Here is a 25,250-nt window from a genome sequence, read left to right on the forward strand (position 1 = left end):
TCTAGTTCCTTCCGGTCCGGTATTCCTGGGCCCCGGACGTCGCCTCGAGGAAGCGGGCCTCCAGGTTGTCGTGCTCCACACCCAGTGCGGTGACCGGGATGCCGTTGGTGAGTGCGGTCTCCGCGACGGCGCGACGTACCGTCGCGTCCTTCGCACCGTCGGGGACGGCGACGGTCAGGACGACGTCCTGCGCGCCCGTTCCCGCCCCGGCCTCGAAACCAGCGCTGCGCAGCGCCTCCGCCAGGACCGTCGCGGAGCGCGCGTCCACGGTCTCGACCGACACGCGGCTGCCGCCGGCGAGGAACTCCTCCATGGAGTACTCGCCGATCAGCTCGCCGCGGCCGATGACCACCAGCCGGTCGGCGGTGAGCTGCATCTCCGAGAGCAGGTGCGAGGACACCAGCACCGAGCGTCCCTCCGCGGCCAGCGCGCGGATGGTGTGGCGCATCCAGCTCACGCCCTCCGGGTCGAGGCCGTTGACCGGCTCGTCCAGGATCAGGTGTGCCGGGTCACCGAGCAGTGCGCCGGCCAGGCCGAGGCGCTGCTTCATGCCGAGCGAGTAGCCGCCGACCTTCTTGCCGCCCACCGCGGACAGGCCCACCAGCTCCAGGCAGGCCTCCACCCGGGAGTCGGGGATGCCCGCACCGCGGGCCAGGACGCGCAGGTGCGAGCGTCCGCTGCGCGCGGGGGTGAACCAGGACGCCTCCAGCAGCGCGCCGGCCACCGACGGCTTGTCGGCGACCTTCGCGAACGGTTCCCCGTCGAACAGTGCCTGACCTGCGGTGGGACTGTCCAGCCCCAGCATGCAGCGCATCGACGTCGACTTCCCCGACCCGTTGGGCCCCAGGAAACCGGTGACCGCGGCGTCCGGGACAGTGAACGTCAGGTCCTTCACGGCGTCCTGCCGTCCGTACCTCTTCGTCAAACCTTCTACTGTGATCATGGCTGACAGTCTGCCTCCTGCGACCGTCGTTCGCATCGTGCCACGGTATGAGATCCGCCCCCGTGCCGGTCCTCCAGCTCAGTCCTCCGGCTCAGTCCTCCAGCACGCGCACCGGGTCTACCAGCCCGTTGCTGAAGGCGAAGAGCACGGCGTGGACCCGGTCGCGCGAGTCCGTCTTCGCCAGGATCCGCCCCACGTGCGTCTTCACCGTGGGCAGGGAGACGAACAGCCGCCGGGCGATCTCCGGGTTGGAGTAGCCGCGGGCCACCAGCACGAGGATCTCGAGTTCACGCGGGGTCAGCGGGTCCGGAAGGTCCAGGGCCGCGGCGGCCGCGGCGACGTCCAACGGGGCGGTCTCGGGGTTCGTTTCGGGGGCCGCCCCTCCCCTGACCTGGCGCAACAGCCGCGCCGTCGCCTTCGGCGAGATCACCGCCTCCGCCTCCCCCACCGTGCGCACGGCGTCGATGAGCTCCTCCGGGTCGGCGTCCTTCAGCAGGAAGCCGCTGGCGCCGGCGGTGATCGAGCCCATCACGTACTCGTCGTTGTCGAAGGTGGTCAGCACCACCACCCTGGTCGGCTCACCGGAGGGGCCCGCGACCCCGGCGTCCACGATCTGCTTCGTCGCGGCGATGCCGTCGAGCTCGGGCATCTGCACGTCCATGAGGATCATGTCCACCGGCTGCCGCGTGGCGAGACGGACCGCCTCGGCCCCGTCGACCGCCTGCCAGAGCACACTGATGTCCGGCTGCGAGTCCAGCACCATGCCGAACCCCGCGCGCACCAGCTGCTGGTCGTCGGCCAGTCCGACGGTGATCGTGTGTTCGCTCATGCTCTCCCGTGCTCCTCGTACCTCATACCTTGTGCCCCTGGTGGACAGTGCGCTCAGATGCCGAGCACCACGTCGACCCGCCAACCGCCGACGTACGTCGCCGACGCACCCCATTCTGCCGTGCCCCCGTGGATCCTGGCACGTTCACGCAACCCGACCAGCCCCTGCCCGTCGGACCCGCCACCGTCGATGAGCCCGGTCCCCGGCGCGTTGTCCACGGTGAGGTGGATCTTGCCCGGCACGTTCCAGTCCACGAGCACCCGGGCGCGGGTCGGCCCGGCGTGCTTGAGGATGTTGGTCAGGCACTCCTGCACGGTGCGGTACACCGTGAGACCCGTGGCGACGTCCACGTCGACGGGCACGCCGAGGACCTCGTAGTCCACGGTGAGGCCGGAGCGGCGCGCGTCGTCCACCAGGCCCGGCACCCCTGCCACCCCGGGCAGGGCGGTGGTGTCCCGGGTGGTGTCGCCGGCGCTCCCGGCACCGACACCTGCGCCACCGTCACTGCGCAGGACGCTGAGCAGCTGGCGCATCTGCGCCAGCGCGTCGCGTCCGGTGGCGCTGATCGTGTCGAGCGCCTCGATGGCCTTGGCCGGGTCCTGACGTCCGGCGTAGCGCCCGCCGTCCGCCTGCGCGATGACGGCGGTGAGCGAATGGGCGACGATGTCGTGCATCTCCCGGGCGATACGCGTGCGCTCGGTGACGGCGGCGAGCTCCGCCCGCGCGGCGAGTGACTCCATGCGCTGGTACTGGCGACGCGTGGTCAAGCCCAGCTGCCAGAACAGGCCGATCGAGATCACCGCGAGCAGGGCCAGCACCACACACATCACCAGGAGCTGGACCAGCGGCGGACTGTACTGCTCCACCGCGGGGTCGACGGTGGCCGCCGACGCGCCCCATGCCTTGCCGAGGCCGGACACCACACTGACGACCACCACGGCGACGACCGAGCCTGCGACGAGGAACACCAGCCACATGCGTCGGCGGCGCCGGACGAACGCGGAGACGAACCAGGCCTCGTAGCAGACCACGAGGTAGGCCAGGAGGTAGATGCCGGAGAGGCTGACACCCGCGGCGAGCAGCCCCACGGCGACCATGGCCAGCCCCAGCTCCGCACGCCACCGCTGCACCAGCAGCCCGACGAACACCAGGGTGTAGCCGACCACGAGTATCCAGGCCGGCACCGGACTGCCGAAGGAGAAGGCGTTGCCCGCGTCCAATGCGCCGAACAGGAAGAACACGGCCGACTGGATGACGAGTTGGAGCCACAGGCCCCGGTCGCGCCAGAACGGCCCCCGCTGGGCCTGCGGGGCTCTCGGCGCCCGGGGGCGGGTTGTCACGGCGACTTCCGGCTGTTCCATCACGCTCTCAGATCCTACGGCAGTCCCCACCTGCGACGGATCGTCCTGCGGTATGATTCCCCACCATGGCCGACGTCGAATTCTCGCATGTGGACATCCGGTACCCGGGTGCCGAGTCCCCCACCGTCCCGGACCTCAACCTCGCCATCGGCGACGGCGAGTTCCTCGTGCTCGTCGGGCCGTCCGGCTGCGGAAAGTCGACGATCCTGCGCTCCCTCGCGGGCCTGGAACCCACGAGTGCGGGCGCGGTGACCATCGGCGGGCGCGACGTGACCGGTGTCGAGCCCGGTGACCGGGACATCGCGATGGTCTTCCAGGACTACGCCCTCTACCCCCACATGTCGGTGCGCGAGAACATGGCGTTCGCGCTGACCATCGCCAAGCGGCCCAAGGCCGAGATCGCCGAGCGTGTGCAGCACGCCGCCGACCTGCTCGACCTGGGTGACTACCTCGACCGCAAGCCCAAGGACCTCTCCGGCGGTCAGCGGCAGCGCGTGGCGATGGGCCGGGCGATCGTGCGTGAGCCTCAGGTGTTCCTCATGGACGAGCCGCTGTCGAACCTGGACGCGAAGCTGCGCGTGCAGACCCGCGCCCAGATCGTGAAGCTGCAGCACGACCTGGGCGTGACCACGGTGTACGTGACGCACGACCAGGTGGAGGCGATGACCATGGGCGACCGCGTGGCGGTGCTCAAGGACGGACGGCTGCAGCAGGTCGACACACCGCAGAGGCTCTACAACGAGCCGGTCAACGCCTTCGTCGCCGGGTTCATCGGCTCCCCGGCGATGAACCTGCTCGTCCTGCCCGCCGGGCAGGACGAGCTGGCCGGTCTCGGCGTCCGACGGCCCGACGGGGTCACCGGCGAGCTGCTGGTGGGGGTGCGTCCCGAGCACCTGGTGGTCGGCGCCGGGCAGGACGGTCTCGGCGGCACGGTGTCGCTGGTCGAGGAGCTCGGCGCGGACTCCAACGTCTACGCCGACACCGCGGCCGGCCAGGTGACCGCGAAGTCGCAGGCGCAGGCACCGGAGCTCCCGCGCATCGGGGGGAGCGTCTCGTTCACCCTCACCGACACAGCCCGGGTGCATTTCTTCGACGCGGTGTCCGGTCGGCGGGTGAGCTGACACCCCCGTTGCACCCCGGATCCGGTGCGCAGATACTACACTCAACCGAAGAACCCGCCCGGCGGCGTGCCTCGCACCTCCCGCCACGGTGGGGGTGACGTTTCATCAGTTGAGTTCCGTCGGCGGTGGTCGTGCGGAGCCGTACCTACGTAGAAAGGTTCGGGCCATGGCCAACCTCTCAAAGAAGATCCTGGCCGGTGTCTCGGCCGTCGGGCTCAGCGCAGCGCTGGTGTCCTGCTCCTCCGACGACGGCGGCGACGGGGGGAACGGGGGCAACGGCGGTTCCGACGGTCACGGCCCCATCACCTTCGCGATGGGCAAGAACGACACGGACAAGCTCCGCCCCATCATCGACAAGTGGAACGAGGACAACCCGGACGAGCAGGTCACCCTCCAGGAGCTCGCCGGCGAGGCGGACGCCCAGCGTGACACGCTCGTGCAGTCCCTGCAGGCCGGCGCCTCCGACATCGACGTGATGGCCCTCGATGTGGTCTGGACCGCGCAGTTCGCCGCGCAGGGCTGGCTCGCCCCGCTGCAGGACGACCTCGAGGTCTCCACCGACGGTCTGCTGGAGGCCACCGTGGACTCCGCCACCTACAACGACGTGCTCTACGCGCTGCCGCAGAACACCAACGGCCAGCTGCTGTACCGCAACACCGACATGGTGCCCGAGGCCCCGGAGAACTGGGACGACGTGGTCTCCTCCTGCGAGGAGGTCACCGACGACAACAACGACTGCCTGATCACCCAGCTCAAGCAGTACGAGGGACTCACGGTCTCCACCGCCGGCTTCATGAGCGGCTGGGGCGGCGGCATCCTCGACGAGAACGGCGACGTCACCGTGACCTCGGACGAGTCCCGCGAGGGCCTGCAGGCCCTGGTCGACGCCTACGAGGACGGCACGATCTCCCGCTCCTCCACCGGTGCGACCGAGGAGGAGACCAACCTGAGCTTCACCCAGGGCCAGAACGCCATGGCGATCAACTGGCCGTACATGTACGGCGAGGCCGAGGCCGAGGGCTCCGCCGTCGCCGGCAAGGTCGAGGTCCAGCCGCTCGTCGGCAAGGACGGGGTGGGCGTCTCCACCCTGGGCGGCTACAACAACGGCATCAACGTGAACTCGGAGAACAAGGCCACCGCCCTGGACTTCATGCAGTTCATCATCAGCGAGGAGAACCAGCGTTCCTTCGCCGAGGAGTCCTTCCCGCCGGTGCTGTCCTCCATCTACGACGATGAGTCGCTGATCGAGGAGTTCCCCTACCTCCCGGCCCTGAAGGAGTCGCTGGAGAACGCCGAGCCGCGCCCGGTGTCCCCGTCCTACGACTCGCTGTCCAAGGCGGTCCAGGACAACGCCTACGCCGCCATCACCGGTGGCAAGAGCGTCGAGGACGCGACGAACGACATGGAGTCCGCCATCGCGAACGTGACCGGCTAACCACGGTCCCGCTCTCCTCCCCGCCAGACCCGCAGCGCCCGGTTGCCGTCGCACCCCGTCGACGGCATTCCGGGCGTCGCGTTTTACCGATAAGGTTCACCCTGTGACTTCCGTAACACCCCAGAAGAAGCGTGACCTGCGCGCCGTGTGGCTCGTCGGCCCCAGTCTCGCGCTGCTCGCCGTGGTCATCGGCTACCCGATCCTGCGCGCGGTCTACCTATCCTTCCAGGCCGACCGTCACCTCGACCCGGACACCGGTATGTTCGTCGACGGCGGGTTCGCCGGGCTGGACCACTACCTGTACTGGCTGACGCAGCGGTGTCTGTCCCCCACCGGGGAGGCCACGACCTGTGCGCCGGGCAACCTGGCCACGGACTTCTGGCCGGCGTTGTGGATCACCCTGTTCTTCGTGGTGGTCACCGTCGCCCTGGAGACCGCTCTGGGGCTGTGGATGGCGATCACCATGTCGAAGACCTTCTGGGGACGCAGCCTGCTGCGTGCCGCGGTGCTGATCCCCTGGGCGATCCCCACGGCGGTGACGGCGAAGCTGTGGCAGTTCATCTTCGCCCCGGACGGCATCGTCAACTCCATGTTCGGGCTGAACGTCGCCTGGACCACCGACCCCTGGGCCGCCCGCTTCGCCGTGATCATCGCCGACGTGTGGAAGACCGCCCCGTTCATGGCGCTGCTGATCCTCGCCGGCCTGCAGATGGTCCCCGGCGGGGTCTACGAGGCCGCGCGGGTGGACGGGGCGTCGCGCTGGCAGCAGTTCACCCGCATCACCCTGCCGCTGATCAAGCCGGCGCTGATGGTGGCGGTGCTGTTCCGCACCCTGGACGCGCTGCGCATGTACGACCTGCCGGTGATCATGATCAGCGAGTCGACGAACTCGCCGACCGCGGTGATCAGCCAGCTGGTGATCACCGACACCAAGTCCGGCAACTTCAACTCCGCCTCGGCGGTGTCCACGCTGATCTTCCTGCTCATCTTCGCCGTGGCCTTCGTGATGGTGAAGTTCCTCGGCGCCGACGTCGCCGGCACGCAGAACATGCCGCGCACGGCACGCAGGGGCCTGTTCGGACGCAGACGTGACCCGGACGAACCCCCGGAACCCCGGCACACGACCGGTGACACGACCGGTGACAAGACCCCTGAAGAAACCACGGAGGCCACCCGATGATGAAGGTCGTCCGCAACTACCTGCCCGTGCTCGTCATCCTGGTCTGGGCGCTCGCCCCGTTCTACTGGATGGTGGTCACCGCCTTCCGCGACAAGGCCCACACCTTCTCCACCAACCCGGTGCCCAGCCACCTCACCCTGGACAACTTCAAGGACGCCCTGGCCACCGACGCGGGCAACAACTTCCTGCGCGCCATCGGCAACAGCCTGATCATCGGCGTGGCGACCACCGCCATCGCCCTGGTCGTCGGCGTCTTCACCGCCTACGCCCTGGCACGCGTGGACTTCCGCGGCAAGGGGTTCGTCACCGGCATCATCCTCGCCGCCTCGATGTTCCCCGGCATCGCCCTGGTGACCCCGTTGTTCCAGCTGTTCAGCAACATCGGCTGGATCGGCACCTACCAGGCGTTGATCATCCCGAACATCTCCTTCGTCCTCCCGCTGACCGTCTACACCCTGACGTCCTTCTTCCGTGAGCTGCCGTGGAAGCTCGAGGAGGCCGCCCGGGTGGACGGGGCGTCGCGGGGACTCGCCTTCCGCAAGGTCATCCTGCCGCTCGCCGCCCCGGCGCTGTTCACCACCGCGATCCTGGCGTTCATCGCCACGTGGAACGAGTTCATGCTGGCCAAGCAGCTGTCCACCACGTCGACCGAGCCGGTGACGGTGGCCATCGCCCGCTTCACCGGGGCGAGCGCCTTCCAGTTCCCCTACGCCGCCACGATGGCCGCCGGCGCGCTGGTGACCATCCCGCTGGTGGTCATGGTGCTGGTGTTCCAGCGCCGCATCGTCTCCGGGCTGACCGCCGGTGGCGTGAAGTGACCCCCGACAGTTCCGAGTACCGTCGCCGACGCACCGTCCTGGAGGCGGTCCTCGGATTCCTGGCGTTCTTCTGCGTCCTGGCCCTCGTCCAGGCCGTGTGGAACGTGCTCCAGGACGACCCGGCGGTGTGGCCCGCCCTGCTGCTCGCCGCGCTCCTCCTCGCCACGTGGGCGGTGTGGCGCCGGTGGCGCCGCTACGACTGAAGGACGAAGGACGCCAGCCTTCCCCGCACCGTCTCAGGCCCGCCCCAGCACCCGGTGGATCATCAGCGCCACGTACTCGCGCAGGTACGCCGCCGGCAACGACGGTTTGGGCGTCGGGGCACCCAGCACCACCGCGTCGAAGGGACGCCCGTTGCCACCCCGCTCCTCCTGCAGCATCGCCACGATGCGCTCGGTGCGCATCACGTGGAAGTCCGAGGTGCACACCACGATCGACGGGTGACGCACCCCCTGCCCTGCCAGGAGGTCGAGGCTGAAGTGGAGGTTCTCGGTGGTGTCCGTGGCGTCCCGCTCCTCCAGGATCACCTCGCGCGGGAATCCGCGGGACGCGAGGTAGCGGTGCATCGCCTCCGCCTCGGTGCAGGGCTCGTCCTCCCCCATCCCGCCGGAGACGATCAGCTCCACCGGTGAGCCCGGGTCCGCGTCGGTCAGCGTGCGCCAGGCAGCGGCACCCCGGTCGCACCGGCAGGCCAGCAGTGCACTGACCTTGTCGTGGTGGAGGCCCGCGCCGAGGACGACCACGGCGTCCACACCTGCGCCACCGGAATCCACCGGCACCGGCCGGTGTCGACCCCGCCGCACCTGCCACAGGAACAGCATCATCGAGCCCACCGCGGCGACCCAGAGCACCACCCCGGCGGCACCCAGCACGGTGAGCACGATCAGGGCGTCGTTCACGCCCGGGCCCCAGCTACGCCAGGTGCGCCACGCGGCCGTGGCAAGCACCGCGCTGCCGAGTCCGAGGGTCAGCATCATCGCCGCGGCGACCACGGTGCTCAGATGGAACCAGCCGCGACCGTCGACCCCGGGCAGGGCGTCTCCCATCCACCTGGCGACGACCCACCCCACGCCGGCCACGAGCAGCTGCGAGATCCCCCACGCGATCCACAACGGCACCGGGAAACCGCCGCCGTGGGCGGCGACGATCAGCCACGCCCACATCAACTCGGCGACGAGCAGCACCATCAGCCCGTTGCCGTGCCAGCGCGACCGCGACTTCACCGTCCACGCCGTGGCGGCGACCGCCACCGCGACGAGGACGGTGACCAGCAGCATTCCCGACATTCCGGCGGTTCCTACTCCCCCATCAGCTGCTGCTTGAGACGGTGGTCCTTCTCTAGCACCTCGTCGCGCATGCGCTCCTGGTAGGCGACCATGCCCTCCAGCAGACGGGGATCGGCCACCCCCAGCATGCGCACGGCCAGCAGGCCGGCGTTCTTCGCCCCGTCGATGGACACCGTGGCGGTCGGCACACCGGCCGGCATCTGCACGATGGACAGCAGCGAGTCGAGCCCGTCGAGGTTCTTCAGCGCCCGCGGGATACCGATGACCGGCAGCGGGGTGGCCGCGGCGACCATGCCGGGCAGGTGGGCGGCGCCGCCGGCGCAGGCGATGATCACCTTCACCCCGGTGGTGTGCGCCGCGCGGGCGTAGTCCAGCATCCGCTCGGGGGTGCGGTGGGCGGACACCACACCGATCTCCATGGGTACGCCGAACTCCGCCAGGACCTGCGCGGCAGGCTCCACGGTCGGCCAGTCGGAGTCCGACCCCATCACGATGCCGACCAGCGGGGTCGGCGCCACGTTGTGTTCACTGCTCTCGGTAGTCACGCCGACCGATCCTACCCCGTCAGGCGTCCGTCCAGCGCGCCGTCACCAGGAAGTCGGACGCCAGGCGCGCGTCGCGGCGCAGCGCCTCCACCGCGTCGGCCGCGGCGGCCTGCCCGAAGGGCAACGACATGTTCACGTGCCCGATCTTGCGGCGCGGCCGCCAGTCCTTGCCGTAGAGGTGGATCTTCGCCGTCGGGAAGCGGCGCCACACCTCGTCCATGCGCTCCGGCATCGGCATCTGCGGGTCCGCCTCGTCGTGCCCCAGGACGTTGGCCATCACCGTGGCACCGGTGAGCTGTTCGGTGGAGCCCAGCGGGCGGTCCAGGACGGCGCGCAGGTGCTGCTCGAACTGGCTCGTCACGCAGCCGTCCTGCGTCCAGTGCCCGGTGTTGTGCGGGCGCATGGCCAGCTCGTTGACGATGATCTCCGGCTGACCGGCCTCGTCCTCGGTCTCGAAGAGCTCCACGGCGAGCACACCGGTGACGCCCAGCTCCGCGGCGACCTCGCGGGCCAGGTCGTGGGCCTGGGCCACCACACGCGCCTGGCCGTCCGACGCCACCGGCGCCGGCGACACCGCCAGGTAGCAGATCCCGTCGGCCTGCACCGACTCCACCACCGGCCAGGACGCGACCTCGCCGGACGGGGTGCGCGCCACCATCGCCGACAGTTCGCGCACCAGACGCACCTTCTTCTCCGCCATCAGCGGGACGTCCTGCGCCAGCAGTTCGGCGACGAGGGTGGCGGTCTCCTCACGCGAGCCGGGGAACCACACGCCCTTGCCGTCGTAGCCGCCACGGCGGGCCTTCAGGCACACGGCACCGTCGGTGGCGTCCCAGAAACCGGTGGCGTCCTCCACCGTCTCCACCGCCAGGAACGGCGGCACCGGGGCACCGATCTCGCGCATGCGCTTACGCATCACCAGCTTGTCCTGCGCGTTGATCAGGGCGGACGGCTGGGGCTGGACGTTGACGCCCTCGGCGATCAGGCCCTCGAGGTAGGCGTTCGGCACGTGCTCGTGGTCGAAGGTCACCGCGTCCGCACCGTCCGAGACCGCGCGGACCACGTCCTCCCGCGTGTACTCCCCCAGCCACACGTCCGCCGTCGCCTGCGACGCCGAGGACGCCCCCGAGCCGGCGAGCAGTCGCACGGTGAGCCCCAGCTCGATGCCGGCCTGCTGCATCATCCGGGCCAGCTGGCCGTCACCGATCACGGTGACCAGCGGCATGTCCGGGGAGTGCGCCTCCGGGCGGGCGAGAGTTCGGTCCAGAGTTGGTTCCAGGTTCTTCTGCTCGTCAGTCACGGTGGTTCAGTATAGCGGCCGCGGCAGGTTCACCGGGATGCGGGAACGAACCATGCGGGCGAACCTGCGGGCGTAGGGGACGTCGCGCAGCACCAGCGGACGCCCGCCGCCACGCAGGAACACACGCACCTCCGACTTGTGCGCGCTCACGTCCACGATCTGACCCAACGGCACCTCGCCGACCTGGCTGCGCAGGTGCCCCGTGGCGGTGATGAGCCGACGGTCGGTGAGCATCATCCGGCTGCGGTGGCGGAACAGCAGGTGACGCAGGCACCTCCGCCACGCCAGCCACACCCACAGCACCAGCAACGCCCGGCGCGCCCACAGCGCCGCGGTGGCGGTGGACGCGTCCGACTCGCCGACGAGCAGCGGGACGTCGCCGATGTTGTCCGGCACGTAGCCGACCCACGTGGTCGCCAGCCCGCCGAGGTAGGAGTCGAGCAGGCCCACGACCATCCAGACCAGCCCGGTGATCACGATGAGTTCCAGCACCGGGAACAGCGTGCTGCGCCGCGAGGGGCTGAGCTCGGCGAAAACCTGCTCGTCCGGGGCGAACTGGATCTTCGGCACGACCGCGCCCCCTTACCCTCGTCCGACGGGGCGCAGGTGCACCACGTCACCGGCGGTGACGGTCCGCCGCTCCCCTGCGCCTGTCGCGCCTGTCTCCATGACGAGCCCACCGTGGGCGTCGAGGTCCACGGCCGTGCCGGTGAGCTCCTCGCCGCCCGGCAGCTCGGCGCGCACCCGGGTGCCCAGGGTCGCGGACAGTTCCCGGTAACGCCGACGCAGCCCGTCCAGCGCCGCCCCGCCGGAGCGCCACGCCTCGTCCACGGCCAGGATGCTCCGCAGTTCCGCGGCGGCGACGCGTTCGCGGTCCTCCACCGAGGCCAACGACGCGCCCTGCGTGGTCAGGGAGGTGCCGGCCTCGACACCGGCCTCGTCGAACTCCTCCGGGGTGATCGAGGCGTTCAGCCCGACCCCCACGACCACGGCGACCGGGTTGGTGCTCACCGCCTCGACGAGGATGCCGGCGAGCTTGCGGTAGCCGTGCGGGGTGCGCTCGCCGGGGGCCTCCGGCACGATCACGTCGTTCGGCCACTTGAGCTGCGCGTCCACCCCCACGCTGCGCGCGGCCTCCGCCACGGCCACCCCGACCAGCAGCGGCAGCTCGCCGAAGCGTTCCACCGGCACCTCCCGGGCGGACGGACGCAGCAGGACGCTCATGATCACCTGCGCGCCCGCCGGCGCCGACCACCGACGGCCCAAACGTCCGCGGGCGGTGACCTGCTCCTCGGCCAGGATCACCGAACGGTCGGCGATGTCCGGGTCGGCGCGGTAGGCGTCCGCCAGGTCCGCGTTGGTGGAACCGGTGGTGCCGACCACGGTCAGCGGACCGGCCACCCCCGCCCCGGCGCCGTCCGCCACGAGGCGGGCGAGGCGGGTCGCGTCCAGCGCGGCACGGGAGTTCCCGGGGCCAGAGTTCCCGGGGTCGACGGATTCAGACGGGGCACCTGTCATGGCCACAAGGATAACGCGCCCGCGCCCCGACGGCGGAGTGGGCCGCACCGACCAGGCGGTGAGGACTTCCGGACGGGTTTGCTCCTAGACTGTAGGCCATGACTTCACCCACCCCCGCCCCGCGCCAGGTCGACACGTCTACCACCGCAGGGAAACTCGAGGATCTCCGTATCCGTCTCGAGGAGACGTCCGCCCCGGTCGGCGACGAGGCCGTCGCGGACATCCACGGGTCCGGCCGGCTCACCGCCCGCGAGCGGGTCGACCACCTCCTGGACGACGGATCCTTCGTCGAGATCGACGCCCTGGCACGCCACCGCGCCAACGCCTACGGCATGGACCGCTCGAGGCCGGTGTCCGACGGCGTCGTCACCGGCTACGGCACCGTGGACGGCCGCCAGGTGTGCGTGTTCTCGCAGGACGGCACCGTCTTCGACGGGACCGTGGGCGAGGTGCACGCCGAGAAACTGGTCAAGGTCATGGAGCTGGCGCTGCGCTCCGGTGTGCCGCTGGTGGGCGTGCACGACTCCACCGGCGCGCGGGTGAAGGAGGGCGTGGTGTCGCTGGGCATGGCCGCACGCCTGTACCGGCTGCGCACCAGCATGTCCGGTGTGGTGCCGCAGATCTCGGTGATCGCCGGGCCGACGGCCGGCACCGAGGCGCACCAGCCGGTCCTGGCCGACCTGGTGGTGATGGTGGACGGTTCCTCGTCGCTGTACCTCACCGACCCGGAGATCACCCGCCGTGTCGTCGGTGAGGACGTCACCGCCGACGACCTGGGCTCCGCCGCCGTGCACGCCGCCGTGACGGGCACCTCGCACCACACCGCCGCCGACGACCGCGCCGCCCTCGACTTCGTGCAGGCAGCGCTGTCGCAGCTGCCGTCCAACAACCGCTCGGTGGTGCCCTTCGGCGAGGATTCTTCGGATTCTTCGGATTCTTCGGATTCTTCCGCGACCGACGCCCTGGACGCCGTGATCCCGGACTCCCCGCTGGCCGGCTACGACGTGACCGACGTCCTCGCCGGCATCGTCGACGAGGGGTCCTTCCTGGAGCTGCAGCCCGACTACGCCGGCAACGTGCTGACCGGCTTCGCCCGCGTCGCCGGACGCAGCGTCGGCGTCGTCGCCAGCCAGCCGATGGTGCTCGCCGGCGCGTTGGACGCCGCGGCGTCGCGCAAGGCCGCCCGCTTCGTCCGCACCTGCGACGCCTTCAACCTCCCCCTCGTCTTCGTGGTGGACTCCCCCGGCTTCATGCCCGGCAAGGACGAGGAGCGCGGTGGCCTGCTGCGCAACTCCGCGCCGCTGCTGTACGCCGTGGCGGAGGCCAGCGTGGGCATCGTCACCGTGGTGACGCGCAAGGCCTACGGGACGTCCTACGTGGCCCTGGGCTCGAAGAACATCGGCGCCGACCTCGTCTTCGCCTGGCCGAGCGCCCAGATCTCCAACGCCGACGCCCAGAACACCGTCGCCGCCGTCCACGCCGAGACACTGGCCAAGGCCGAGAAACGCCGCAAGGACGTCGACGCCCTCACCGTGGAGCTCACCGACGAGGTGGAGAAGACCCTGGTCAACCCGTACGCCGCCGCCGAGCGTGGCTACGTCGACGCGGTGATCCCCCCGTCGCAGACCCGCGCCCGGCTCATCGACGGTCTCGGCCTGCTGGAACGCAAGGTCGTCGACAGCCCCGCCCGCAAGCACGGCAACCTGCCGCTGTAGGAGGAGACGAGCATGACAACCCCCACCCCCGCCACCCCGGTGCCCTTCACCGTCGTCAAGGGCCACCCCGACGAGGTCGAGACCGAGGCCATCGCCCGCGCCCTGGCCGTCCTCGTGGCCGAGTCCGCCTCCTCCGGCACCGGCGCCGACCCCCGTGAGATCAACCGGCTGCGCGCCCGCACCACCTCCCGCGGCACCTGGGGAACCCCCACCGAACGCCTCCGCGGCGCGCGGAACTTCAACCCCACCGGCTTCCGTGCCTGAGCGCACTCCTGGGCGCACTCCTGGGCGCACCTTCGTCCTCGCGTCCTCCTCCCCCTCTCGCCTGTCGATCCTGCGCTCCGCCGGCGTCGAGCCGTCCATCCTGGTCCCCGGGGTGGACGAGGACGCCGCCGTCGCCGACCTGCACACACGCGTGGCCTCCCCCACCTCCGCGCAGGTCGTCTGCCACCTCGCGCAGACCAAGTCGCAGGCGGTGCTCACCCAGTACGCCGACCGGCTCGACCCGGGCAGCGTCGTCGTCGCCGCAGACTCCATGCTGCTGCTCGACGGCGAACTGCAGGGCAAGCCCCTGACCGCCGAGCGCACCGTGCAGCGGTGGCGTCAGCAGCGCGGCAGGAGCGCCACCCTGGTCACCGGGCACGCCGTGACCTTCCTGGGTGCAGCCGGCCACGAGACCGTGACCGGCGCCAGCGAGACCGTGGTCCACTTCGCCGACGCGTCCGACCGCGACATCGAGGCCTACGCCGCCACCGGCGAGCCCCTGCAGTGCGCCGGTGCGTTCACCCTCGAGGCCCTGGGCGGCTGGTTCATCGACCGGATCGAGGGCGATCCCTCCAGCGTGATCGGGCTGTCGCTGCCCCTGCTGCGGCGCACCCTCGCCGGCTTCGGGCTGGACGTCTCGGAGTTCTGGAACCGGTAGCTGCTCGCACACTCTCCCCTCCTTGCGCCATCTTGAGCCCTCAGGCCGCCACGGACCCTCCTCGGCGACCTGAGGGCTCAAGGTGCGCCGTTGTCCACCGGGGCCCGTGCCACACACGTCGGGCGCTCCCGGCCATCGTCCCGGTGCGGCGCAGCGAGCTGCCCGACGCACTGTGGCAGTGCACCACGCTGAACGGGCCGGCCCTGGCCGCCGCCGGCAGGGGCAAGGTCGACCAACGCACACTGGAGCGGCTGATGGGACTCAGCGACCCCGGTGCCCGGTCGCCGCAGGAGACCACGCTCCGGCTCGTCGCGAACCCGCTGCTGCCGGAGCCGTTCACCTGGGCCTCACAGGTACGGGTGGACCTGCCCGGACGTTCGACGGTGCTCGACCTCGCCTGCCGTGAACTGAAGGTGGGAGGTATTGCGTGTCGACGCCGCGCTGCTCAACCGGCGCCACGACAATCTCCTCGGACAGCTCACCAAGGCGATCGCACGTACGGCACCGTGAGCCCTCAGGTCGCTCAGAGTGCCCCAGGGCGACCTGGGGGCTCAAGGTGCCGGGGGCCACATCACCCACCGGAATTGTGCGGCGATCGCATTTCGTCGGGCCACGGGCGCTAGACTGCGTGTGACGACATGAAAGGCGGTGCCCTCACCCGTGAGAATCGAACTGGACCCCAGCCCGAATCTTCGGCAGTACGCCCACCCGGGCAAGCTCGTGACGAGCTCCTGGCTGGGCGCGAAACTGGGCGGCCCCGGGTTGAAGGTGGTGGAGTCGGACTCCGACCCCATCCTCTACAACATCGGACACCTGCCCACCGCCATCCGCATCGACCTGCACGATGACCTCGGTGACCCCGTCACCAGGGACTTCCTCGACGGCGAGGCCTTCGCCCGGCTCATGGACGCCAAGGGCATCACCCGGGACGACACGGTGGTGCTCTACGGCAACGACTCCAACCTCTGGGCGAGCTACACGTTCTGGATCTTCGAGCTCTTCGGCCACCCGGACGTGCGCCTGCTCGACGGCGGTCGCGAGGCGTGGATGCAGGACGAACGCGAGACGTCCTACGACGCCCCGCCGGAGCCCACCACCGGTTACCCGGTGGTCGAGCGTGACGACGTCTCCCACCGCATCTTCGTCGACGAGGTGCTCGCCCGCCGCGACGAGGTGCAGCTGGTGGACCTGCGGGATCCGGAGGACTTCATCGGTGCCGTGACCTCCGGGGAGGAGGACGCGCCGGCGACGGTGTGCCGCAACGGGCACATCCCGGGCGCGGTGAACATCCCGCAGCGTGCCACGCTGCACCCCAACCACCGCTTCCGCAAGCGCGGGGAGCTGGACGAGGTGTTCTCCGGGCTCGACGCCGCCGCGTCCACGGTCCCCTACTGCCATGCCGGCGAGAAGGCCGCGCACCTGTGGTTCGTGCTGCACCACCTGCTGGGCTGGGAGGACGTCCGTGCGTACGACGGCTCCTGGGTCGAGTGGGGCAACATGGTGCGCATGCCCATCGCCACCGGCGCCTGAGAGGGCCGTCGACGTCGTTTCTTCCTGTCGCGGGGTGACGTAGTAACGTCGTCACATCGTAGACCCTTGTGTGAGTGTCGTGTGTGACCCGTTTTTGTGAGGAGTGAACGTGCCGGTAGAGACCCGGAAGCTGTCGAAGGTGACGAAGGTGCTGATCGCCAACCGTGGCGAGATCGCCGTCCGGGTGATCCGGGCCGCCCGCGACGAGGGCATCTCCTCCGTCGCGGTGTACGCCGAGCCGGACGCCGACGCACCGTTCGTGCGCATGGCCGACGAGGCCTTCGCCCTCGGCGGCTCCACCCCTGCGGACTCGTACCTGGACATCACCCGCATCGTGGACGCCGCGGTGCGTTCCGGCGCGGACGCCGTCCACCCCGGTTACGGGTTCCTCTCCGAGCGCGCCGACTTCGCCGAGGCCGTGGTGGACGCCGGGCTGACGTGGATCGGCCCCTCGCCGCGCGCCATCGCCGAGCTGGGCGACAAGGTCACCGCCCGCCACTACGCGCAGAGCGTGGACGCCCCGATGGTCCCGGGCACCCGGGAGCCGGTGAAGGACGCCGCGGAGATCGTGGAGTTCGCCGGAAAGCACGGCCTGCCCGTGGCCATCAAGGCGGCGTTCGGCGGCGGTGGACGCGGCATGAAGGTCGCCCACACCGTCGAGGAGATCCCGGAGCTGTTCGACTCCGCCACCCGTGAGGCCGAGAAGGCGTTCGGCCGCGGTGAGTGCTTCGTGGAGCGCTACCTCGACCGCGCCCGGCACGTGGAGTGCCAGGTGCTGGCGGACGCGCACGGCAACTACGTCGTCGCGTCCACCCGTGACTGCTCGCTGCAGCGCCGGTTCCAGAAGCTCGTCGAGGAGGCCCCGGCCCCGTTCCTCACGGCCGAGCAGGACGACCGGCTGCGCAGTTCCGCCAAGGACATCCTGCGCGCCGCCGACTACCAGGGCGCGGGCACCGTGGAGTTCCTCATCGGCTCCGACGGCCTGATCTCCTTCCTGGAGGTCAACACCCGGCTGCAGGTCGAGCACCCCGTCACCGAGCAGGTCACCGGCTGGGACCTGGTGCGTGAACAGTTCCGCATCGCCGAGGGACTGGAGCTGTCGCGCACCAGCGACCCGGAGATCCAGGGCCACTCCATCGAGTTCCGCATCAACGGGGAGGACGCCGCCGCGAACTTCATGCCCGCCCCCGGTGCGCTGACGTCCTACCGTGAGCCATCCGGCCCGGGTGTGCGCGTCGACTCCGGCGTGGAACAGGGTGCGGTCGTCGGCGGCCAGTTCGACTCCATGCTCGCCAAGCTCATCGTCACCGGCGAGGACCGCGACCAGGCGCTGACCCGGGCACGCCGCGCCCTGGACGAGTACGTGGTCGAGGGCCTGCCGACGGTCATCCCCTTCCACCGTGCCGTCCTCGACGACGACGCCTTCACCGGCGACTCCCTCGACGTGTACACCCGCTGGATCGAGGAGGAGTGGGACAACCAGCTGCCGGCCGCCACCGACGCCGAGGCGGAGGCAGGCGCCGACGAGCCCGTGCCGTCCCGCCGCATCGCCGTCGAGGTCGACGGACGCCGCGTCGAGGTCAGCGTCCCAGGTGACCTCGTCGGCACCGGCGGGACGCGTCGCCGCACCCGCAAGAACACCGGACGCCGCGAGGTCAAGGTCTCCGGCGACACCGCGGTCGCCCCCATGCAGGGCACCGTGGTCACCGTCCTGGTCGAGGAGGGTACCGAGGTCGCCGAGGGTGACCCGCTGCTGGTCATCGAGGCGATGAAGATGGAGAACTCCGTCAAGGCGCACAAGGCCGGCACCGTGCAGGAGCTCGGCGTGGCCGCCGGGGACGGTGTCACCAAGTCGCAGCCGCTGCTGAAGATCCTCTGATGGTCGACCGGCTCAGCGGCCTGTTCCGGCCCCGGCAGGGACGGCAGGCGGGACGCGGCTACGTCCTGTCGCTGGACCAGGGAACCACGTCCACCCGCGCCATCGTCTTCGACGCCGCCGGTGCCGTGCACTCCGTCAGCCAGCTGGAACACCGGCAGATCTTCCCCCGTCCCGGATGGGTCGAGCACGACCCGGAGGAGATCCGCCTCAACGCCCGCCGCGTGATCGGCGACACCGTCGCCCGCTCCGACATCGGCACCGAGGACCTCACCGCCCTGGGCATCACCAACCAACGCGAGACCACCGTGGTCTGGGACCGGGAGACCGGCGAGCCCGTCTACAACGCCATCGTCTGGCAGGACAACCGCACCGGCGACTTCTGCTCCCGCCTCGACGCCGAGCACGGCGACCTCTTCCGGGAACGCACCGGGCTGCCGGTGTCCACCTACTTCGCCGGCCCGAAGATCCGCTGGATCCTCGACAACGTCGAGGGTGTGCGTGAGCGTGCCGAACGCGGCGAACTCGCCTTCGGCACCATGGACACCTGGATCATCTGGGAACTCACCCGCCGCTCCCGGCACAACTCCACGAACCGCCGCCACCGCGCCCGGCACATCACCGACGTCACCAACGCCTCGCGGACCATGCTCATGGACCTGCGCACCCAGAAGTGGGACCCGGAGCTGTGCGAGGCGATGGGCGTGCCGATGTCCATGCTGCCGGAGATCGTCAGCTCCTCCGAGCAGGTCGGGCGGGTGCAGCGCTCCGGGCCGGTGCACAACGTGGCCATCGCCGGCATCCTCGGCGACCAGCAGGCCGCCACCTTCGGACAGGCGTGCACCGAACCCGGTGAGGCCAAGTGCACCTACGGCACCGGCAACTTCCTGCTGATGAACACCGGCACCACCCTGGAGACGTCCTCCCACGGGCTGCTGAGCACCGTGGCCTACCGGCTGGGCAACCAGCCCGCCGTGTACGCCCTGGAAGGCTCCGTGGCGGTCACCGGCTCACTGATCCAGTGGCTGCGCGACAACCTCGGGCTGATCAGCTCCTCCTCCGAGGTCGAGGGCCTGGCCCGTAGCGTGGACGACAAAGGCGGCTGCGTGGTCGTGCCGGCGTTCTCCGGACTGCTGGCACCCCGGTGGGAGCCGGACGCCCGCGGCATCATCGCCGGGCTGACCCGCTACGTGACCAAGGCGCACATCGCCCGCGCCGCCCTGGAGGCCACCGCCTTCCAGACCCGCGAGGTCGTCGACGCGATGAACGCCGACTCCGGCGTCCCGCTGACACACCTGCGCGCCGACGGCGGCATGGTGGAGAACACCCTGCTGATGCAGTTCCAGTCCGACCAGCTCGGCGTGCCCGTCACCGTCCCCAAGATCACCGAGACCACCGCGCTCGGCGCCGCCTACGCCGCCGGCCTGGCCACCGGGTTCTTCGCCGACCTCGACGAGATCCGCCGGCTGTGGCAGGAGGAACGCACCTACACCCCCGACGTGCCGGCGTCCGACCGCGACGAGGCCTACGCCCTGTGGAACAAGGCCGTGGAGCGCACCCTCGGCTGGGCCTGATTTTGGGGCCTGACCCTCTGTCCTACACTGGGGACCATGTCACGTGATCCCCGAGACCCCACCGTCCGTATCGGCGACGCCGACCGTGAGGCCGCGCTGTCGGTGCTGGCCGTCCACTTCGCCGACGGCCGGATCACACTGACCGAGTACGACGACCGCTGCCGCGAGGCCGCGGCCGCCCAGACCAGGCACGAGCTCGACGTCCTGTTCCACGACCTGCCCGCACTGCCGAACCAGTCCGGCCAGCCCGGCCAGCCCGGCGGGGCGGTGTCCGTCTACTCCGCCGGCGAACTCGCCGAACAGCACCGCCGTGGCGCACGCCCCCGCGCCGGCATCATGGCGCTGACCACCCTCGGCTCCGTCGCCGGGGCCATCGCCCTGGGCAACGACGCCTCCGCGCTCCTGCTGCTGCTCATCCCCGCGGTCGCGGTACTGCTGTACGTGCTGAAGGTCGGCCCCGAGTCCTGGCACACCCCCAGCCCGGAGGCCCTGGAACGGGCGAGGATGCGCCGGCTGCGCCGCGAACACCGGCTGGCGTTGGAGGAGCAGCAGCACACCCAGCAGCTCGCGCTGGAGGAGCAGAAGGCCCGGCGTAAGATGCGCACCTCGGAGATGACCGGCGACGCCATGGACATGGCGCAGCGCGCGATGAAGGGCGCCGCAGGACGGTTCCGGCCGCGTCGCGGCGAGGGTCCCGGTGACGGTCCCGGTACTACTGGTCCCCGAGGGTGATGAACTGGTCGATGACCCCGGCGAACATCCGGATGCCCACCGGCAGGCACGCCTCGTCCAGCACGATGTTGGGCTGGTGGAGGTCGGGCTTCTCCCCCCGGCCCGTCCACGCGCCCAGGCGCGCCATCGCACCGGGGACGTGCTCCAGGTACCAGCTGAAGTCCTCGCCGCCGGAGGACTGCGGTGCCTCCTGCAGGGCGTGCGGGTCGACGTCCTTCACGGCCTGCGCCATCACGGCGGTGCAGGCGTCGTCGTTGGTCACCGGCGGCACACCCTTGGTGTAGCGGATCTCCGCGGTGGCCCCGGTGGGGGCCAGGATCTGCTCCACGAGCTGGGGGAACAGGGCGTCCAGCTCGCGCCAGACCGTGGGGCTTCCGGTGCGCAGCGTGCCCAGCAGCGTGGCCTCCTGGGGGATGGCGTTGAAGGCGGACCCGCCGTTGACCGCGCCGAAGGTCAGCACGGTGCCGGTCCGCGGGTCCACACGCCTGGACAGGAGGCCGGGCAGCTGGGTGATCAGCAGGCCGACGGCGTAGATCACGTCGGCGGTGAGGTGCGGACGGCTGGTGTGCCCGCCCGCGCCACGCACCACCAGCTCCACCACGTCGGTGGCGGAGGTGATCGCACCGGTGCGCACACCGATCTGCCCGGCGCGCAGCTTCGGCTCGGCGTGCACGGCGAAGATGTGGCTGACGCCCTCGAGGGCACCGGCGCGGATGACGTCGGTCGCCCCACCGTCGAGGACCTCCTCCGCGGGCTGGAAGATGCAGCGTACCCGCTGGGTGAGGCCGTGGTCGCGGTCGTACTCCGCCAGCGCGCAGGCCAGGCCGAGCACCACGGTGGTGTGGATGTCGTGGCCGCAGGCGTGCATCACACCGGTGGTGGTGGAGGCGAAGTCGAGGCCGGTGACCTCGTTGAGTGGAAGGGCGTCGATGTCGGCGCGGAAGGCGATCGCGGGGTCGGCGTCCCGTGTCCCCTGCCCGCCGATGTCGACGGTGACCCCGGTGCCCGGGAGCCGTCGCGGCGACAGGCCTGCGTCGGTGAGCCGGTCGACGATGAACTGCGTGGTCGCGGTCTCGCGGTGGGACAGTTCCGGGTGGGAGTGAAGGTGGCGCCGCCAGCCGATCACCGTGTCGTGGTTGTCGACGGTCCAGGCGGCGACGGCGTCGGCCACCGGGACGGAGTCGGCGGAACCGAGGGTGCTCTCTGAGGCCACTGGGGCGGTGCTCCTTCAAGGTGAAGATCGTGTCGGGATGCTGCGGCGGGACAGCCGTTCCCGGCCATCCTCACCACTCTAGTCACTGTGCCCCTCCTCTCCTACCCCGGGCCACCTGACACCCGCCGCGCCCTATGCTGGGCCGTATGACCGACACGAAGGACACGAACGTCACACCGGACCCGGCCGCGACCGCCCGCCGGGCGGCCACGGAGATCGCGCGCAGGACGGGACGGGACTCCCACGACGTCGCCGTCGTGCTCGGCTCGGGGTGGCGTCCCGCCGCCGACGTGCTGTGCGGCGGGGACGGGGCCGGCGGGGTGACCGAGTTCCCGATGGCCGAGCTGCCCGGTTTCCTGCCGCCCACGGCCGAGGGGCACGGCGGCACGGTGCGCAGCCTGGAGGTCGGCGGGCTGCGCGTCCTGGTGATGCTGGGACGCACCCACGCCTACGAGGGGCACCCGCTGTGGCGGACGGTGCACGCGGTGCGCACCACCGCGGCGTGTGGCGTCCGGCGGCTGGTGCTCACCAACGCCGCCGGCGGGCTCGCCGAGGGCATGGAGGTCGGGGAGCCGGTGCTGATCAGCGACCACCTCAACATGACCGGACGCACCCCGCTGGTGGGCGCGGACTTCGTCAACCTCGTCGACGCCTACTCCCCTGCCCTGCGTGCCCTGGTCCGCGAGCTGCGTCCGGGCACACGCGAGGACGTGTACGCGATGATGCCCGGTCCGCAGTACGAGACGCCGGCGGAGATCCGCATGCTGCGCACCCTCGGCGCCGGGTTGGTCGGCATGTCCACGGTGCACGAGACCGTCGCGGCCCGTGCCGAGGGCCTCGAGGTCCTCGGCCTGTCGTTGGTGACGAACCTGGCGGCCGGCATCACCGGCGAACCGCTCGACCACGAGGAGGTACTCGCCGCGGGTGCCGCGTCCGCGGCGGAGGTCGGCGGGCTGCTGCGCACGCTGCTCGAAAGGCTCTCAGACACAACAGAAACGGAGGCCACACGATGAGCGGCACGTTGAGGTTCGGCACGGCAGGTCTGCGCGCCCCGGTGGGCTCGGGGCCGGACCGGATGAACGTGTCCACGGTGACGCGGGCGACCGGCGGGGTCGCCGCCTGGCTGACAGAGCGGCAGGGGCGGCAGGGGCGACAGGACGGTCCCGTCAGCGTGGCCGTCGGCTACGACTCGCGGTACGGCTCACACGCCATGGCGCGTGCGGCGGCGGAGACCTTCGCCGGGGCGGGGTTCGACGTCACGCTGATCGCCCACCCGGCGCCCACCCCGGTCATCGCGTGGCTGGTGAAGCACCGTGGGCTCGACGCGGGCGTGCAGATCACCGCGAGCCACAACCCGCGCGGCGACAACGGCTACAAGCTCTACCTCGCCGGCGGCTCGCAGCTGGTCAGCCCGGCGGACCGGGAGATCGAGGCGCACATCGACGACCAGCCCTCCGCGCCGGACGTGCCCCGCTCCACCACGGTGTCGCTGGACCTCGGGGCGGTCGACGGCTACGTCTCCGCCGTCGCCGCACCCCTGGCGTCCGGCGAGGGGAAGGTGCTCGCGGCGCGTCGCGACCTGCGGGTCCTCTACACCGCCCTGCACGGGGTGGGTGGCAGCACGCTGGAGGAGTCGTTCCGCAGCGCCGGGTTCAACCGGCCGGACACGGTGGTGCCGCAGCGTTGGCCCGACCCCGAGTTCCCCACCGTCGACTTCCCCAACCCCGAGGAGCCGGGAGCGTGCGACCTGCTGCTGGCGCAGGCGTCCGCCGCGCCGCCCTCGCAACGTCCTGACCTGCTGGTCGCGCTCGACCCGGACGCCGACCGCTGCATGCTCGGCATCCCGGACGCCTCGGCGCCGCTGGGCTACCGGATGCTGCGCGGCGACGAGACCGGTCCGCTGCTCGCGCAGCGGGCGCTGGAGCACAATGGCGCTGAGGGCACTGGCAGCACAGGGAACAAGCCCGTCGTCGCGACGACGGTGGTGTCGTCCTGCCTGCTGGGACGCATCGCCGCGGCCCGCGGCTGGGAGTTCCGCGAGACGATGACCGGGTTCAAGAACCTCGCCCGCGCCGCCGACGATACCGACGGCGAGCTCGCCTACGCCTACGAGGAGGCGATCGGCACCTGCCCGTTCCCGCAGGTCGTGGCCGACAAGGACGGTTTCGCCACCGCGCTGCTCGCCGCCACCTGGGCCGCGGAACTCAAGGCCCACGGCGCCTCACTGCAGGACGAGCTCGACCGGCTCGACGCCGAGTTCGGACCGGTGCGCACAGCGCAGGTCCCGGTACGTTGCGACTCCACGCAGGACGCCGCGACGCTGGTCGCCGACTGGGCGCAGTCGCCGCCGGCGGGTCTGGCGGCCGGTCGGGACGCGCGCGGGACGGACGTCGAACCACTCGACGGCACCAACGCGGCGTCCGGCGTGCGGTTGACCTGGACGTCGGACGACGGCCTGGGGTACCGGGTCATCGCCCGGGCGTCCGGCACGGAGCCGAAGGCGAAGTTCTACCTCCAGGTGGCCGGCGGGACGGACGACGGGACCGCTGCGGTGGAGTCCGCGCTGGCCGGTCTCGCCACCACGGTGCGCCAGGCTGTGCCGGGTAGTTAGCCCCGCGACTAGCTCAGGTCGATGTTGCGGGGGCCGTAGAGCCGGTCGCCGGCGTCGCCGAGGCCGGGGACGATGTAGGCGTTGTCGTCGAGCTCGGGGTCGACAGTGGCGGTGACCAGGCGCTTCACCGGGTAGCCGGAGTCACGCACCGCCTCCACACCCGGCACCGCGGCGACCATGCAGACCACCACGATGTCCGTCGCGCCACGCTCGGCGACCAGGCGCAGACCGTGCAGCAGGGAACCACCGGTGGCGAGCATCGGGTCCACCAGGAACACGGTGCGGTCCGACAGGTCGTCCGGCAGGGCCTCGAGGTAGGGCACGGGCTCGTGGGTCTGCTCGTCGCGCGCCATGCCCAGGAAACCGACCTGCGCGTCGGGGATCATCGAGAGCGCGGGGTCGATCATGCCGAGCCCGGCGCGGATGATCGGCACGACGATCGGCGGATTCGCCAGACGCCGCCCCGTCGCCATCGCCACGGGGGTCTCCACGGAGAACTCCTCGGTCGGCAGGTCGCGGGACGCCTCGTAGACCAGCATCGCGCCGAGGTCGGCGAGTGCGCCGCGGAAGGCGACGTTGTCGGTGCGGGCGTCGCGCATGATCGTCAGCCGTGAGGCGGCCAGCGGGTGGTCGACCTGCACGACCTCCATCCCGCTCGACGCCGTGCCGGACGCACCGGTCTGCCTGGTTCGCTGTGAATCCTCCATACCCTCCAAAATAGCCCACGGTGCGGGGAACCTC

Annotated in this window: 24 protein-coding genes; 14 read left to right on the forward strand and 10 right to left on the reverse strand. The window is 70.9% G+C overall.

Annotation, left to right across the window (positions count from 1 at the left end):
• Position 1 precedes the first annotated feature (1 nt).
• The 3 genes from ACT3TD_RS00400 to ACT3TD_RS00410 all read right to left on the reverse strand — a co-directional run bounded on the left by ACT3TD_RS00400 (position 2) and on the right by ACT3TD_RS00410 (position 3,133).
• Positions 2-943, reverse strand: coding sequence for an ABC transporter ATP-binding protein (locus tag ACT3TD_RS00400; protein ID WP_301442590.1), 942 nt, complete (start codon positions 941-943; stop codon positions 2-4).
• Between the two features lie 91 nt (positions 944-1,034).
• The gene (locus ACT3TD_RS00405; protein ID WP_301442591.1) at positions 1,035-1,772 is read right to left on the reverse strand and encodes a response regulator; all 738 of its coding nucleotides are present in this window, start codon (positions 1,770-1,772) and stop codon (positions 1,035-1,037) included.
• Between the two features lie 53 nt (positions 1,773-1,825).
• Positions 1,826-3,133, reverse strand: a complete 1,308-nt coding sequence (locus ACT3TD_RS00410) for a sensor histidine kinase (RefSeq protein ID WP_444614738.1) — start codon at positions 3,131-3,133, stop codon at positions 1,826-1,828.
• A gap of 65 nt (positions 3,134-3,198) precedes the next feature.
• Between ACT3TD_RS00410 and ACT3TD_RS00415 the strand changes: the two genes are divergently transcribed.
• From ACT3TD_RS00415 to ACT3TD_RS00435, 5 genes are all read left to right on the forward strand, one after another.
• Positions 3,199-4,254, forward strand: a complete 1,056-nt coding sequence (locus ACT3TD_RS00415; protein ID WP_444614739.1) for an ABC transporter ATP-binding protein — start codon at positions 3,199-3,201, stop codon at positions 4,252-4,254.
• A gap of 166 nt (positions 4,255-4,420) precedes the next feature.
• A complete protein-coding gene (locus ACT3TD_RS00420; RefSeq protein ID WP_301442594.1) occupies positions 4,421-5,689 on the forward strand; it encodes an ABC transporter substrate-binding protein in 1,269 nt (422 codons plus the stop codon).
• A gap of 103 nt (positions 5,690-5,792) precedes the next feature.
• Positions 5,793-6,869, forward strand: coding sequence for a carbohydrate ABC transporter permease (locus ACT3TD_RS00425; RefSeq protein ID WP_441578776.1), 1,077 nt, complete (start codon positions 5,793-5,795; stop codon positions 6,867-6,869).
• Complete coding sequence (locus tag ACT3TD_RS00430; RefSeq protein ID WP_301442601.1) at positions 6,869-7,687, forward strand: carbohydrate ABC transporter permease; 819 nt, start codon at positions 6,869-6,871, stop codon at positions 7,685-7,687. Before ACT3TD_RS00425 ends, ACT3TD_RS00430 begins: the two co-directional genes overlap by 1 nt.
• Positions 7,684-7,890 carry a hypothetical protein gene (locus tag ACT3TD_RS00435; RefSeq protein ID WP_444614740.1) on the forward strand — a complete coding sequence of 69 codons (207 nt, stop codon included), beginning with the start codon at positions 7,684-7,686 and terminating at the stop codon, positions 7,888-7,890. The genes ACT3TD_RS00430 and ACT3TD_RS00435 overlap by 4 nt, the downstream gene beginning before the upstream one ends.
• Positions 7,891-7,923: 33 nt before the next feature.
• Here the strand turns inward: ACT3TD_RS00435 and ACT3TD_RS00440 are convergent, their stop codons facing one another.
• From ACT3TD_RS00440 to ACT3TD_RS00460, 5 genes are all read right to left on the reverse strand, one after another.
• Positions 7,924-8,973, reverse strand: coding sequence for a YdcF family protein (locus ACT3TD_RS00440; RefSeq protein ID WP_441578777.1), 1,050 nt, complete (start codon positions 8,971-8,973; stop codon positions 7,924-7,926).
• An 11-nt stretch (positions 8,974-8,984) separates the two neighbouring features.
• Positions 8,985-9,461: a 5-(carboxyamino)imidazole ribonucleotide mutase gene (gene purE / locus ACT3TD_RS00445; RefSeq protein WP_075811356.1), complete on the reverse strand. Its 477-nt coding sequence runs from the start codon at positions 9,459-9,461 to the stop codon at positions 8,985-8,987.
• 76 nt (positions 9,462-9,537) lie between these two features.
• Positions 9,538-10,743, reverse strand: a complete 1,206-nt coding sequence (locus ACT3TD_RS00450) for a 5-(carboxyamino)imidazole ribonucleotide synthase (RefSeq protein ID WP_441578789.1) — start codon at positions 10,741-10,743, stop codon at positions 9,538-9,540.
• Positions 10,744-10,824: 81 nt separating this feature from the next.
• On the reverse strand, positions 10,825-11,388 hold the full coding sequence (locus tag ACT3TD_RS00455; protein WP_301442598.1) for a PH domain-containing protein: 564 nt from the start codon (positions 11,386-11,388) through the stop codon (positions 10,825-10,827).
• A gap of 12 nt (positions 11,389-11,400) precedes the next feature.
• Positions 11,401-12,336, reverse strand: coding sequence for a biotin--[acetyl-CoA-carboxylase] ligase (locus tag ACT3TD_RS00460; RefSeq protein ID WP_301442599.1), 936 nt, complete (start codon positions 12,334-12,336; stop codon positions 11,401-11,403).
• A 98-nt stretch (positions 12,337-12,434) separates the two neighbouring features.
• On the opposite strand from ACT3TD_RS00460, the gene ACT3TD_RS00465 reads away from it, so the two are divergent.
• From ACT3TD_RS00465 to ACT3TD_RS00495, 7 genes are all read left to right on the forward strand, one after another.
• Positions 12,435-14,051, forward strand: coding sequence for an acyl-CoA carboxylase subunit beta (locus tag ACT3TD_RS00465; protein WP_444614741.1), 1,617 nt, complete (start codon positions 12,435-12,437; stop codon positions 14,049-14,051).
• A 12-nt stretch (positions 14,052-14,063) separates the two neighbouring features.
• Complete coding sequence (locus tag ACT3TD_RS00470) at positions 14,064-14,315, forward strand: acetyl-CoA carboxylase subunit (RefSeq protein WP_301442750.1); 252 nt, start codon at positions 14,064-14,066, stop codon at positions 14,313-14,315.
• Positions 14,308-14,973 (forward strand): Maf family protein, encoded by a 666-nt coding sequence (locus ACT3TD_RS00475; RefSeq protein WP_301442751.1) that lies wholly within the window; start codon positions 14,308-14,310, stop codon positions 14,971-14,973. The genes ACT3TD_RS00470 and ACT3TD_RS00475 overlap by 8 nt, the downstream gene beginning before the upstream one ends.
• 660 nt (positions 14,974-15,633) lie before the next feature.
• Complete coding sequence (locus ACT3TD_RS00480; protein WP_301442752.1) at positions 15,634-16,503, forward strand: sulfurtransferase; 870 nt, start codon at positions 15,634-15,636, stop codon at positions 16,501-16,503.
• 109 nt (positions 16,504-16,612) lie between these two features.
• Positions 16,613-18,382, forward strand: coding sequence for an acetyl/propionyl/methylcrotonyl-CoA carboxylase subunit alpha (locus ACT3TD_RS00485; protein ID WP_367620300.1), 1,770 nt, complete (start codon positions 16,613-16,615; stop codon positions 18,380-18,382).
• On the forward strand, positions 18,382-19,953 hold the full coding sequence (gene glpK, locus ACT3TD_RS00490; RefSeq protein ID WP_301442754.1) for a glycerol kinase GlpK: 1,572 nt from the start codon (positions 18,382-18,384) through the stop codon (positions 19,951-19,953). Before ACT3TD_RS00485 ends, glpK begins: the two co-directional genes overlap by 1 nt.
• Positions 19,954-19,989: 36 nt before the next feature.
• The gene (locus ACT3TD_RS00495) at positions 19,990-20,685 is read left to right on the forward strand and encodes a DUF1707 SHOCT-like domain-containing protein (protein ID WP_301442755.1); all 696 of its coding nucleotides are present in this window, start codon (positions 19,990-19,992) and stop codon (positions 20,683-20,685) included.
• Here the strand turns inward: ACT3TD_RS00495 and ACT3TD_RS00500 are convergent.
• Positions 20,666-21,898 (reverse strand): amidohydrolase, encoded by a 1,233-nt coding sequence (locus ACT3TD_RS00500; RefSeq protein WP_441578781.1) that lies wholly within the window; start codon positions 21,896-21,898, stop codon positions 20,666-20,668. The genes ACT3TD_RS00495 and ACT3TD_RS00500 overlap by 20 nt on opposite strands.
• Before the next feature lie 146 nt (positions 21,899-22,044).
• Here ACT3TD_RS00500 and ACT3TD_RS00505 point away from each other — a divergent pair, with 146 nt between their 5' ends.
• Both ACT3TD_RS00505 and ACT3TD_RS00510 read left to right on the forward strand, forming a co-directional pair.
• Positions 22,045-22,911 (forward strand): purine-nucleoside phosphorylase, encoded by an 867-nt coding sequence (locus ACT3TD_RS00505; protein WP_301442756.1) that lies wholly within the window; start codon positions 22,045-22,047, stop codon positions 22,909-22,911.
• Entirely contained in the window at positions 22,908-24,509 is a 1,602-nt protein-coding gene (locus tag ACT3TD_RS00510) for a phospho-sugar mutase (RefSeq protein WP_444614742.1), read from the forward strand. The genes ACT3TD_RS00505 and ACT3TD_RS00510 overlap by 4 nt, the downstream gene beginning before the upstream one ends.
• Positions 24,510-24,517: 8 nt before the next feature.
• Here the strand turns inward: ACT3TD_RS00510 and upp are convergent, their stop codons facing one another.
• Entirely contained in the window at positions 24,518-25,159 is a 642-nt protein-coding gene (gene upp / locus ACT3TD_RS00515; protein WP_301442760.1) for a uracil phosphoribosyltransferase, read from the reverse strand.
• Positions 25,160-25,250: the final 91 nt, after the last annotated feature.

Source organism: Corynebacterium sp. AOP36-E1-14, from assembly GCF_052377495.1.
In the GTDB taxonomy this organism is placed as follows: Bacteria; Actinomycetota; Actinomycetes; order Mycobacteriales; family Mycobacteriaceae; genus Corynebacterium.